10 protein-coding genes and 1 pseudogene are annotated in these 13650 nt (G+C 29.2%); 6 read left to right on the forward strand and 5 right to left on the reverse strand.

Annotated features, from left to right (window positions below; all coding sequences use genetic code 11):
- Positions 1-2062, forward strand: a 2062-nt coding sequence (locus HMPREF3046_RS03055) for a DUF1542 domain-containing protein (RefSeq protein ID WP_070716357.1), incomplete at its 5' end; no start/stop codon positions are given.
- A gap of 88 nt (positions 2063-2150) precedes the next feature.
- Here HMPREF3046_RS03055 and HMPREF3046_RS03060 read toward each other — a convergent pair.
- Positions 2151-3146: an acrylyl-CoA reductase family protein gene (locus HMPREF3046_RS03060; protein WP_070716358.1), complete on the reverse strand. Its 996-nt coding sequence runs from the start codon at positions 3144-3146 to the stop codon at positions 2151-2153.
- 319 nt (positions 3147-3465) lie between these two features.
- Here HMPREF3046_RS03060 and efeO point away from each other — a divergent pair, with 319 nt between their 5' ends.
- The 3 genes and pseudogenes from efeO (at position 3466) to HMPREF3046_RS03075 (ending at position 7061) form a co-directional block, all read left to right on the forward strand.
- On the forward strand, positions 3466-4320 hold the full coding sequence (gene efeO, locus HMPREF3046_RS03065) for an iron uptake system protein EfeO (RefSeq protein WP_070716361.1): 855 nt from the start codon (positions 3466-3468) through the stop codon (positions 4318-4320).
- Positions 4317-5542, forward strand: a pseudogene (gene efeB, locus HMPREF3046_RS03070) (iron uptake transporter deferrochelatase/peroxidase subunit). The gene efeO and the pseudogene efeB overlap by 4 nt, the downstream one beginning before the upstream one ends.
- Positions 5523-7061 (forward strand): FTR1 family protein, encoded by a 1539-nt coding sequence (locus HMPREF3046_RS03075; protein ID WP_083316361.1) that lies wholly within the window; start codon positions 5523-5525, stop codon positions 7059-7061. Before efeB ends, HMPREF3046_RS03075 begins: the two are co-directional and overlap by 20 nt.
- 70 nt (positions 7062-7131) lie before the next feature.
- Here the strand turns inward: HMPREF3046_RS03075 and tatC are convergent, their stop codons facing one another.
- Both tatC and HMPREF3046_RS03085 read right to left on the reverse strand, forming a co-directional pair.
- Positions 7132-7833, reverse strand: a complete 702-nt coding sequence (tatC, locus tag HMPREF3046_RS03080; RefSeq protein ID WP_083316362.1) for a twin-arginine translocase subunit TatC — start codon at positions 7831-7833, stop codon at positions 7132-7134.
- Complete coding sequence (locus HMPREF3046_RS03085; RefSeq protein ID WP_070716366.1) at positions 7829-8053, reverse strand: twin-arginine translocase TatA/TatE family subunit; 225 nt, start codon at positions 8051-8053, stop codon at positions 7829-7831. Before HMPREF3046_RS03085 ends, tatC begins: the two co-directional genes overlap by 5 nt.
- Before the next feature lie 176 nt (positions 8054-8229).
- On the opposite strand from HMPREF3046_RS03085, the gene HMPREF3046_RS03090 reads away from it, so the two are divergent.
- On the forward strand, positions 8230-8745 hold the full coding sequence (locus tag HMPREF3046_RS03090) for a GNAT family N-acetyltransferase (protein WP_070716368.1): 516 nt from the start codon (positions 8230-8232) through the stop codon (positions 8743-8745).
- A 55-nt stretch (positions 8746-8800) separates the two neighbouring features.
- Here the strand turns inward: HMPREF3046_RS03090 and HMPREF3046_RS03095 are convergent, their stop codons facing one another.
- Positions 8801-10486, reverse strand: coding sequence for a CDP-glycerol glycerophosphotransferase family protein (locus tag HMPREF3046_RS03095; RefSeq protein WP_070716370.1), 1686 nt, complete (start codon positions 10484-10486; stop codon positions 8801-8803).
- A gap of 355 nt (positions 10487-10841) precedes the next feature.
- Between HMPREF3046_RS03095 and HMPREF3046_RS03100 the strand changes: the two genes are divergently transcribed.
- Positions 10842-12443 (forward strand): L-lactate permease, encoded by a 1602-nt coding sequence (locus HMPREF3046_RS03100; protein ID WP_070716372.1) that lies wholly within the window; start codon positions 10842-10844, stop codon positions 12441-12443.
- 49 nt (positions 12444-12492) lie between these two features.
- Here HMPREF3046_RS03100 and HMPREF3046_RS03105 read toward each other — a convergent pair whose 3' ends face one another.
- Positions 12493-13638, reverse strand: coding sequence for a glycosyltransferase family 4 protein (locus HMPREF3046_RS03105; RefSeq protein ID WP_070716373.1), 1146 nt, complete (start codon positions 13636-13638; stop codon positions 12493-12495).
- Between the last annotated feature and the right edge of the window lie 12 nt (positions 13639-13650).

Consider the following 13650-nt stretch of genomic DNA (forward strand, 5'->3'; position numbering starts at 1 on the left):
TAATTATAGAGCGAAAAAAGCAGAAGCAGAACAAATCAGCAGAGACGCACAAAAAGTGATTGAAAATGACGATGCAACATCTGAGGAAATTGCGCAAGCAATAGCTAAAGTAAATGAAGCTACAGTTGCATTAAAACAAGCTAAACATGATTTAGTTCCAGACAAAACTTTATTGAATAATGCTAAAAACGATTTAGAAACAAGCATTAATCTGGTACCTGAAACTAAAAATATGACCAGTGATTCTGTTGAAAATTATAGAAATAAATTAAGTCAAGCAAAAGATACATTAGCTAATGCACAAAAAGTGATTGATGATCCAACTTCAACCGTTGATGAAATTAATAAAACTATTGAAAATGTGAAACGTGCTAAAAATGAACTTGAACAAGCTAAACATGACTTAATATTAGATTATGATGCTATCATTAAAAAAATTAAACAACAAACTGATTTAACAGAGGCTCAGAAGGATAAATTAATAGAAAAGACAAAAGCTTCTACAACTTCTGATGAATTAGAAAATATTAAACATAATACTGATTTATTAAATGATGCGATGAAACAATTAAAAGAAAATATTGCTGGAAAAAATAAAGTCAAAGCAAGTATTAATTATACTGATGGAGATAAAAATAAAAAAGATGCCTATGATGATGCTTTAAAAGAAGCTGAAAAACGAATTAATGATGCAAAAAATCCTATAATTGATCCTAGCGTAATAAATCAACTAAAAGATAAGATCATTGAGGCTAAAAATAATTTAAATGGTGTAGAAAAATTACAAAATGCTAAAAATAATGTTAAACACATACTTGAAAGCTTAGAACATTTGAACAATGCACAAAAAAATGCGTTTAACAATATGATAGATAATGAAAATTCACGTGATAATTTAGATACAATTATTAATAAAGCTAAAGAAGTGGATAAAACGATGAAACATTTAATTGATGACATAGCTGATAATTTAGATATCAAGCATTCTGTTAATTATTCAGAAGCTTCACCAGATAAAAAATCCGCTTACGATGAACTTATTAAAAAAGCTGAAGACTTAATAAATAAAGGTATTGGTACAAATGCATCACTTGAAGAAATTAATAAATTAATTCAAGATATTAAAAAAGCAAAATATGATTTAGATGGAAAACATCAAGTTGAATTAGCTAAACAAAAAGCTTTAGTAGAGTTAGAAAATGAAGTTAACCGATTGAAAGATGAAATTGACAACAATCCTAACCTTTCTAAAGAAGATAAAGAAAAACTTAAATCTAAATTAGAGCGTCTTCTTGAAAATGCAAAGAGTCAGATTAATAATGCAACTACATTAACAGACATTAATAAGATTAAAGATAATACTCAAAAAGAAATCGATAAATTAAAAGCATTAATTGATGCTAAAATTTTGGCTAAACAAGAAATTATTGATTTTGCTAATAAAAAACGCCAAGAAATTCTAAATAATTCTAACTTAACTGATGCTCAGAAACAAAAAGCGGTAGCTAAAATAGACAAAGCTTTACAAAAAGCGCTTGAAAACATTGATAACGCAAATGATATCAATGAAATTAACCATAAACTTAAAGAGGGCAAAGATAATATAGCGAAAATTGTTGCAAAAGAAATTACTAATGCGTTAATAGATAATAAAATTAAAGAAATTAACGCACGCAAAGATTTAACAGATGAACAAAAAGCTAAATTAATTGATTATCTTGAAAAACTTAGACATGATACGTTAAAAGAAATTGATAAATCACATATTGATGATATCGGTTCAATTATCCAACAATTAATGGACAAATTGAATATGCTTGATATTGATAAAATTGAAAATATCTTAAGTCATAACAACAAAGACAATAATCAAAATCAATCAAATGTTGACGGTATTCAATCTAATAACAGTCATTTATCTAAATCACATAGATTACCTGATACTGGTTCAGAAGGTACATCTATTCAATTAGAGATTGAATTAATGACACTATTAGTTGGTCTAGGATTAGTATTAACGAATCGTAGAAAAAAACAAAAAAATAACAAGAATAAAAAATAAAAAAGATATAACTTATTATCTTTAAAAATAAAGAGCAAGAAACCACTATAAACTGGGTTTCTTGCTCTTTTTATTGAATAAATATTAACTATGCTTCAAAATCTATAATAATTCTTCCAGCATTCTCATGATTAAGTACTGTCTCAATAGAATGTTTTAAATCTTTAAAAGCAATTGTATTTTTAATTTCATGTAATTTATCAGATTTTAAATCAGTTGCTAGTCTTCTCCATACACGTTGACGTAATTTCATTGGTGTCATAACTGAATCAAGTCCAACGACGCTTACACCACGAAGAATAAATGGAAATACTGAAGTTTCAAAATGGTTACCACCAGTCATACCAATTAATGCAACACCGCCACCATTTGTTAGATGCTTTGCTATATAAGGTGTTCCAGGACCACCGCAAGGATCAATAGCAGCTTGCCAAGTTCTTTTTCCTAATATTTTATTATTATCTTCAGAAATACGATCGATAACTTCTCTTGCTCCTAATTCTTTTAATTTATTTGTAGCTTTTTTATTTCCAGTACTTGCTACAACTTTATAACCAAGTTCGTTTAACATCATTACAGCTAAAGACCCAACACCACCAGAAGCGCCACGTACAAGTACTTTATCGCCTTCAAGTGTCATAAAGTTTGCTTTTTCTAATTTTTCTATTGCTAAACCAGCTGTGTAACCAGCAGTCCCATAAATCATCGCTTCTTCAAGTGTTAGATTTTCAGGACATTTAACAATCCATTCTGATTTAACACGGGCATACTCACTAAATCCGCCGTAATGATTGACGCCTAAATCATAGCCAGTAATAATAACTTCTTCACCTTTTTCGATGGTAGGATCATCAGATTCTACAACTGTACCCGCTAAATCAATTCCAGGAACCATTGGATATGATTTAAGTACACCGCTATCTTTAACAGTGGTTAAGGCATCTTTATAATTAATACCAGAATATTGAACCTTTATTAAAACTTCACCTTCAGGTAAATCATTGATTGATAAATCTTTGAAATCACTTGTGACAGTGCCATCATTATCTTTTTCAACCATAAACGCTTTGAAATTTACACTCATAAAATCATACTCCTTAAAAATAAAAGATTAGATGTTAATTGCATATCCTAAATAACCATACCACATTTTAAACGAGTCATTAAGTTAAAAAGTTTATATAAATTAAATATAAAATAGTCTATATTTTGATAAAAAAATAATTATATTGACAGTAAAACAGCATAAATATATAATTTTACTGATAATGATTATCACTTGATAATAATCATGTTGATAGAGATATAAAACTGTAATTTTAAAATTTAGATGTAGAGAATATACATTTTAAAATATTTAACATCAAAAGATAATCACTAAATTTTAATGAGGTGAATTTATTATGAAGAAATTACCAACTATTTTACTAACATCATCACTACTATTAACAGCTTGTGGTCATAATAATCACGATAATGCTAATGAGAAAACTTCAAAAGAATCTACAAACAAGAATAAAGTAGCATTACAGAAAGCAGCTAATGAATATAGAAAATATACAAATGAACAGTTAGACCAGTTTTTAAAAGGAACTGAAGAATTTGTATCTGCAATAAAAGCAGATGATATTGAAAAAGCAAAATCTTTGTATCCTAAAGTACGTATGTATTATGAACGTTCTGAACCCGTAGCTGAAGCATTTGGCGATTTAGATCCTAAAATCGATGCCCGTCTAGCTGATATGAAAGAAGAGAAAAAAGAAAATAAGTGGACAGGGTATCATAAAATTGAAAAATCTCTTTATCAAAAAAATACAATAGATGAAATGACTAAGCAGGATGCTGATCAATTACTAAAAGATGCTAAAGAATTAGATGCTAAAGTAGATACATTAGATATTACACCTAAATTAATGCTACAAGGATCAGTGGATTTATTAAATGAAGTATCTACATCAAAAATTACTGGAGAAGAAGAGATATACTCTCACACCGATTTATATGATTTTAAAGCAAATATCGAAGGTGCTCAAAAAATTTATGAATTATTTAAACCTGAATTAGAAAAGAAAGACAAAAAATTGAGTTCTACAATTAAGGATAATTTTAATAAAGTGAATCAATTACTTGATAAATATAAAAATAATGATGGTTATAAAGATTATAGTGCAGTAACTAAAGAAGATAGAAAAGCTTTATCAGATGCAGTTAACTCACTAGGAGAACCATTAAGTAAAATGGCTGTGGTTACAGAATGAGTAATATAAACCATAAAAATCATCCTCAAATGACTAGACGTTCATTTTTAAAGTTACTAGGGATCGGAAGTGCTGGCGCTGTTATCGGAGCAAGTAGTGTAGGCAGTATCTTTTCGTTTAAATCGATGTTTGATACTCCTGAAAGTGAAGAAAACGATTCATATGAATTTTATGGACATATTCAAGCTGGTATTACTACACCAACTCAAAAAAATTGTAATTTCATTGCATTAGATTTAAAGTCCAAAGATCAAACACTAATTAAAGATATGTTTAAAAAATGGACTCAAATGTCTGTTAGTATGACTGACGGTGCTATTATCGGGGAGAATAGTAACAATACACTATTGCCGCCTGTAGACACAGGTGAAGCAATAGGATTAGATGCTAGCAAACTCACTTTAACATATGGCGTGAGTAAGTCTTTTTTGAAAAAAATAGGATTATCATCTAAAATTCCATTTGATTTTAGAGATATACCTCATTTCCCTAATGATCAATTAGATGAAGAGTATAGTGATGGAGATATTATGATTCAAGCTTGTTCAAATGATCCTCAAGTTATTTTTCATGCCATACATAACTTAATACGACCTTTTAGAGACATCATTAAAATTCGGTGGTCACAACATGGTTTTATTTCTACTAAAAAAATGAAACACCGAGAAATTTGATGGCATTTAAAGATGGTACAGTTAATCCACGAAAAAATAACGACTTGAAAAAATATGTATTCATTGATAATGGATGGGCAGAAAATGGGACGTATTGCATTATAAGACGAATTCAAATTCATATTGAGACATGGGATCGTACCGCATTAGAAGAGCAAGAAGCAACATTTGGTCGTAAACGTTCTACAGGTGCCCCTCTAACAGGTAAGAAAGAATTCGATAATATTGATTTAAAGGCAAAAAATAATAAGGGTAAGTATGTTATCGATGAGAATGCGCATACGCGTTTAGCTCGTGAAGTAAAAACTTCTATTAAACGTAGAGCATATAATTATAATGATGGTACAAATGCTAAAACAGGTGACTTAGATACTGGACTCATGTTTATTTGTTTCCAAAAATCTATTCAACAGTTTATCGATATTCAAAATAATTTAGGACACAACGATAAATTAAATGAATATATCACACATCGAGGTTCTGCATCATTTCTTGTATTACCAGGGATACAAAAGGGAGGCTATATCGGTGAAACACTATTTAGTTAAAATATCGATAATGACTCTCTTAATCATTATTACACGTTTATTTTCATTGACTTCAGTTAGTGTTGCAAATGATAGTCAATTAAATGATGCGTATGTAGCTATCTCTGATGCGAAATCGACATTAGAGCACAAACAATTAAATTATAACGAAAAACAAAACGTATTGAATGAAGTAAAACATAAAATAATGTCTTTAAATATTAAAGACAATAAAAAAGGAAAAGATGTTAAGTCGAAACTTCACATGATTGATCAAGCAACGACTACAAATAAACAAATCGACTCGTTATCAGAGTTAACAAAATCTCTCATCATTTACGAAAGTTCTGTATCGACTGATGATATTGATAAAGATATTAGAAATTTAAAAAAACAAATTAACGCAAAAGATAATATCATTCAAGAAGCTGTAAAAAATAAAGATAGATCAAAATTACAGTCTATTAATAATATGTTAAATCAAATTTGGAAAAACCATGAAACGGCCATCAGAAATTATGATGAAAATAAATATGGACAAATAGAAGTGTACTTGATGCAGTTGCGTGTAGCTATTCAAAAAGAACCATTAGACATAAAAAAAGTAGATAATGCTTGGAAGACATTTAAAACAAGTATTGATACTGTTGATAAAAAGCAATCAAATACTGAAAAAAATCAATATAAAGTTACCCAACTTAATATTGAATTAGAGAAAGCAATCAAAGGTATCGAGAGTCATCAGTTAAAACAATCAGATGAGGCACTAGCTAAATTTATACAAATATGGCCTTATGTGGAAGGCAAAATTCAAACTAAAAACAGTAGTTTATATACAAAAATTGAAGATAAAATTCCATATTATCAAAGTATTCTAAATAGTAGTAATAAAGATCGTATTAAAGAAAGTTTAATAAAAATAAATTCTGAAATCAAAGATACTGTAAGTGAAGAAGCGTATTCATCCATAGATGTAATGATTATCTTTTTACGTGAAGGATTAGAAGTATTATTAATCATATTGACATTAACAACTATGACAAGAAAGGTTAGAGACACTAAAGGGACAACAAGTGTCATTGGTGGCGCTATATTAGGTTTGATTTTAAGTCTCGCATTAGCACTTATCTTTATTCAAGTACTAGGAAATAATGGATTATTACGTGAAGGTATGGAAGCAGCACTAGGAATAATAGCAGTTGTTTTAATGTATATTGTGGGTATATGGATGCATAGACGTTCAAGTGCTAAGCGATGGAATGATATGATTCAACAAATGTATCACCATGCAATAAGTAATCGAAACTTAGCATTATTAGGTACAATTGGATTAATATCCGTTTTGAGAGAAGGCGTTGAAGTCATTATCTTTTATATGGGAATGATGGGAAGTATAAAAACTTTAGATTTTGTTATAGGAATTATACTAGCCATTGTTATATTAATCATATTTACATTGTTATTCAAAACAGTTATACGATTGATACCTATAATTGCTTATTTCACTTTAAAAAATACTAAAACAAAGCATCATATCTAAGTTGAAAATAAAGTCTCAAATGAGTGGATTAATTCACTCGTTTGAGACTTTTGCATTTGATTCTAATTCATTAATGTCGAGTAGTTATTTTAGTTAAAAGAATGCTTATTTCAAATAAAATAATGAGTGGTAATGTTAAAAATAGATTCAATGTGATATCTGGTGGTGCAAGAATACTAGCAATAATGAAACAAGTAAAATAAATATATTTGCGATATTGGTGTAATTGTTTAATATCTATTACATCCATTTTAACTAGTTCCATACAAAACACAGGTAATTGAAAGACGACACCAAATATAAATAACCACCTTATTAATTCATGTAAATAAGCATTAAAACCAATCACTGGTTGAATATACATTGTTTTCGATAATGTTAATGAAAATTTTATAATTAATGGGAATCCGATAGTATAGGCGAAACCAACACCAATGATAAATAACGCAGTACATAATAAACTATATTTATAAATAAAAAAACGTTCACGTCGATGAAGCCCTGGTGATATAAATACCCATAATTGATAGAAAATAATAGGAAGAACTAAGCACAAAGTTACAAAACTTATGATTAGTATATAGATTTGAATCATTTCAGTGAATGAAAAAGTATGTAAAACAACCTGAGTGCGTTTAATATGGTAAACAAAAGTTGTGATCCACCATTTAGATGATATGTATACTAACGGCAAAGTAATTAAAAATGAAATAAGTATATTAATTAAACGTCGTCTTAATTCTTCAAAGTGTTCGAGTAAGGTCGAACTAATTTGATTTGTCTCGCTGTTGTTTAGAATGTTTACTGGGTGTTTCCTCTACCTCATCTGAATCAATGTGTTCAGCTGCAGACTTAAATTCTCTTAAAGTACTGCCAATTGCTTTACCAAATTGTGGTAATTTTTTAGGACCAAAAATAATTAATGCAACCATACTAATAATGACTAAACTGGTAGGCCCAGCCATGCCTAATATAAATAACTCATGAAACATCTTAAACACCTCACTTTAATATAGTCTATCTTTACTTTATACTTATTGATAATTATTATCAATACATATTTTAATTTATAAAAAAATAATTTAATATAGTGTTTGAAATGTGTTTGATAAGGAATAAGATATTATCTGGTTTTGAGAAAAATAAGTACAATAAAAAGAGGGAAAATATGAAAGAAAACATTGAAGAAATTAAAAAAGATAATGTAAGTGAGTTAAGAAAAATTGCAGAAAAAACGTTTTATGATACTTTTAAAGGTAGTTATACTGACGAAAACTTTAAAAAATTTTTAAAAGAAAACTATAATGAAACGAAGTTATTATCAGAAATCGAACATCACCAATCATTTCACTATTTCTATAAGGTTGATGATGAGATTGCTGGTTATTTAAAATTAAATATTAATGAAACACAAACTGAACCAAAAGGTGATCAATATTTAGAAATTCAACGCATTTATTTTGATAAGGATTACCAAGGTGGAGGAAGAGGAAGTCAATTTATTCAATTAGCTATTGATAAAGCAAGAGAGTATAATAAATCAAAAATATGGTTAGGTGTTTGGGAAAATAATCTTTCTGCCATTGACTTTTATAAAAAGCAAGGCTTTGAAATTACAGGACACCATGACTTTATTAATGGTAATGTAATAGACACGGATTTAATTATGGAAAAAGAAATTTAAAATAACACAATAAAGTACTAAGAGGATAGAGAAGTTCTGTCCTCTTAGTGCTTTATTATTTATCTAAAATATCTCTCATAAGTTGAGTTAGTTTTTTTAGAGATTGATTATTACGATTTATAAGTGCATGTCGATGAATGGTAGGAATCGTATCATGTATTAAATGATTTAGTAACACTTCTTCGTCTGTGTACCAAACTTTTGCTAGACTATTCAGCACATCAATATAGACGCCACGTTCTTCTTTATATTCTTTGTGATTAGGAGTATATAAACAAACTTTTTTATCAATAGTCAGGGCATCAAAAATGATAGAAGAATAATCAGTAAGTACAATGTCTGATACTAAGATTAAATCTTGTGTTTCGATATCCGCAGGAGCCTCAATGACACCTTCTGGAATAGCATCATCACCTTCAATATGCCCCCTATATATCACATAGTATTTTTCTAGTAACTCTGGTGTCATCGTTAAAGGTGTAAATGATTCTGTATTTTTATGCCATGTTGGCGCATATAATAAAACAGGTTTTGTATGACTGAGTTTTAATTTTTCACGTATTTTTCTTTTCTGATTTTGATTATCTTTATAGTTTAGTAAATAACTTACTCGTGGATAACCAAAAGGAAGAAATTGAACCGTTTCATTAGGAAAAGCAGTCTCAAATAAACCTTCTGAAGCTTTTGAATCTAATAAGACATATGATTGGTGTTTCCATTTATTATATTTTCTTGCTCTGTAATTATAAATATTTTGATTTTGATAGGGTTCTTTACTATCTAAAAATAATTCTTTAATAGGCGTACCATGCCATAATTGAATGACTGTACCATTAGGTTGATACGCTTCGGGCATATAACTTTCAATGACTACAATTTTTGCGGTTTCAATAAGTTCTTTATTATGTTCTGCATCAATGCGAAGAAAATAAGGTCCATGTCTATCGTCAGTAATGTAATAAGCTTCTGTTGTTGGATTTCGTTTTACAAAGTAATTAAAAAGGTACTTAGAGTTACCTCTATAGCCATAATCGAATCCTAAAAATACAACATGATTTTTCAATTTGGATGTATCTTTAGTATAGACATAACTTAGTTTTTTATGATTTTGAATCGCACGTTGGTGAATTTTATTGTACATCCATTTAGGCAATTTAAATTTTGTTGTTACAAGCCAGCTATCAGCAAAACGAAGAGTTTCGTCAGTTAGTGGATGCTTATATTTAGGAAATGGAATCGAATGGCCGTGGATATAAGCTAGTTTATTTAAATCAAAGTGATTGGCAATTTTAATTTCTCGTGTATCTAACGAATTCCAAAATGAACTAGATGTCTGTAATTCCTCAATAAAATCAAACACCACATGTCCATCTATATCGATCTCATTTTTTAAAATAGTGATGACTGCTAGATCCATAATAGATTGAATTTGATATTTTGAAAGATAAATCAGCGCAGTATCAATATTATAAATGAGATTTGGATAATGATTAATATTATTCATCCAAGCGAGAAAACTTAATTTATCATTCCCAAAATAACGACAATCATTAAGATAAACACCATGGATTGTGTAATCAACCGCAATAGAATGTTCACCTAATGAGACAGCATTAAGCATGTCTTGATTAATTTTTATTTCGTTAGAATAGGGGATAAAATGTGAATACCCTGCAGATTTAGCTTTATTAAGTTGTATATCTAGATGTGCCATATTAGATATATTTATTTGTTTAATCATTATGCATTATCCTTTAACTCCTAAATTTCATATTTTTATTTTACCATGCACTTTTAAAAAATTCATATTTACATGAATGATAATATAAAATCATATACTAATGAAAATTCAAATAGATTTTACTACTATTGTTGACATAAATTATTTTTACAGTATTGTCAATTGTGATAAGAAATGTTATATTATTTTTGTGAAAATATTCACAAAAATAAAAAGTGTAATATTCTAATTTTAACTTGATTACAATATGTTAATTTTTGTGAATACCTGTTAAAATTAGAAAAGTGAATTTTTAGTTGTTTAGCTAGATAATTCATCAATATAATAAAATATTAAGGAAAGAAGCGTTTAAACTATGTTAGTACATTCTTTTAACCCTTTTGGTAACTTAGTGTTATCTAGTTTAATTGCAGCGATTCCAATCATTTTATTCTTGTTATGCTTAACAGTGTTTAAAATGAAAGGTATTTATGCAGCAATTACTACTTTAGTAGTGACTTTACTTATCGCTATCCCATTCTTTAAATTGCCAGGTGGTATTGCGACAGGCGGTGTAATCGAGGGATTCTATCAAGGTATTATTCCAATTGGTTATATTGTTATCATGGCCGTTTTATTATATAAAACGACTCAAGAATCAGGTCAATTTAGTACAATTCAAGATAGTATCATGAGTATCTCTCAAGACCAACGTATTCAATTACTATTAATTGGTTTTGCGTTTAATGGTTTCTTAGAAGGTGCTGCTGGTTTTGGTGTGCCAATTGCAATCTGTGCATTATTACTTGCTCAATTAGGTTTCAAACCTTTACAAGCAGCAATGTTATGTTTAATTGCTAATGCGGCTTCAGGTGCATTTGGTGCAATTGGTATTCCAGTAGGTATTGTGAATACACTTCATTTACCAGGTCACGTACAAGCCATGGCTGTTTCTCAAACATCTACTTTAACTTTGGCAATTATTAACTTTATTATTCCATTCTTATTAATCTTTATTATTGATGGATTTAAAGGTATTAAAGAAACATTACCTCAAATTTTGGTAGCATCAATTACGTTTACTGTATTACAAGGTTTAATTACAGTATTTGTTGGACCAGAATTAGCTGATATTATTCCACCATTAGTAACAATGGGAGTTTTAGCAGTATTTTCTAAAAAAGTTCAACCGAAAAATATCTTTAGAATCCAAAAAGATGTTAAACCAGAAGCGGTTAAACCGCATAGTGGTAAAGAAATTCTATATGCATGGAGTCCATTCATTATCTTAACGATTATTGTTATGGTTTGGAGTGCAACATTCTTCAAAAACTTATTTGCACCAAATGGTCCTTTATCAGCATTAGTATTTAATTTCAATTTACCAGGCACATACAGTGATGTTACACACAAACCAATTATGTTAACTTTTAACTTTATTGGTCAAACTGGTACTGCCATTTTACTAACAATTATTATTACAGTATTAATGTCTAAAAAAGTTAGCTTTGGTGATGCAGGTCGTTTATTTGTCGAAGCATTTAAAGAATTATGGTTACCAATTTTAACAATTTGCTTCATCTTAGCAATTTCTAAAATCACAACTTATGGTGGTTTAAGTGCAGCTATGGGTCAAGGTATTGCAAAAACAGGTGGCGTCTTCCCAATCTTATCTCCAGTATTAGGTTGGATCGGTGTGTTTATGACAGGTTCAGTAGTAAACAACAACTCACTATTTGCACCAATCCAAGCTTCTGTAGCACAACAAATTGGTACAAGTGCACCATTACTTGTTGCAGCTAATACTGTTGGTGGGGTTGCAGCTAAATTGATTTCACCACAATCTATTGCGATTGCAACAGCAGCTGTAAAACAAGTGGGTAAAGAATCAGAATTACTTAAAATGACTCTGAAATACAGTATAGGATTACTTATCTTTATCTGTATTTGGACATTTATCTTATCTATATTTATGTAGATATCATTAAAAGGATTGCAATTCGGAGAATTCCGATTGCAATCCTTTTTTATTTGAAAATAGAGTAAAAATAATCGTAAATTTTATCTGGAGAATAATGTTCAAGAGTTCGATGACTCGATTTAATCATATTTTCTGAATGCTCTCTCTTTTGAATAGCAAGATTAATATATTTTGCTAATGATTGTGCATTTGCATAGTCTGCTAAATAACCATTTTTATTATGTTGAATCAGTTGTGAAGGTCCAAGCGTATCTTGAAAACTAATAACAATATTGTCTTGAGCCATTGCTTCTAATATGACCATTCCAAACCCTTCGTTTCGTGAAGGAACGACAGTCATTCGACTTTGCGCTAATTTTTCATTAAGGTGTTGAGTTGCTGGGTGTATGGTTATTAAGTCATTAAGCTGGTAATGATTAATAGTTTCTTGTAAATTTTGATGTTCTTGACCTTCACCATAAATCTCAATTTTATAGTTTTTCTGTCTAAGCGTATCTTTAATGAGTTGGACACTTTCGATTAAAATATCATAACCTTTTTCATATTCTAGACGTCCGGCACTTAAAATAATATTTTTTTTAGGTAAATTTAATTTTTTAGTTCGAATAATATTAGGAACGACATATACAGGTGTTTCAATGAATGATTCATAATGGTCTTTATCAGTATGAGTTAAAGTGGTTAGTGCGTCTAGATGTTGATAAGCAGCTAATATTTCTTGTTGATACGCTTTGGGATAGGCATTTAAATTCATATGTTCCATGCCTATTGTTATTGCATGTCCATGATAATATTTAGAAATAAATATATTAAAACTTGCTCTTGTACCAATGAGTACATCGGTATCTATATCATTAATTGCACGTATCAGTTTATGTTCAATATACTTCGAGAATTGATTTAAACCAGGCTCATGTTTTGAAAGGTAGATAGGCTTTATTAAAGGAGTGTATTTATTAAGTCGATTCATGAAGATAGAAATAACATTTTGTGGTTTTAGTCTATAATCAACTAAGTGTTTTATTTTAATAGAAGAATTAAGTTTGAAGTAAGGCATATCTTTAGCTCTAAAAACAGAGATAATTTCAACGTTATGACCTTTGTCCGCTAAGGTATTTGCTAATTCAGTAATTGCTTTAACTGTGCCACCTAAGGCGTATATATTATGCATTAAAAAAGTAAATGATTTCATGATTATACCTCG

This window comes from Staphylococcus sp. HMSC070D05, assembly GCF_001815595.1.
In the GTDB taxonomy this organism is placed as follows: domain Bacteria; phylum Bacillota; class Bacilli; order Staphylococcales; family Staphylococcaceae; genus Staphylococcus; species Staphylococcus hominis.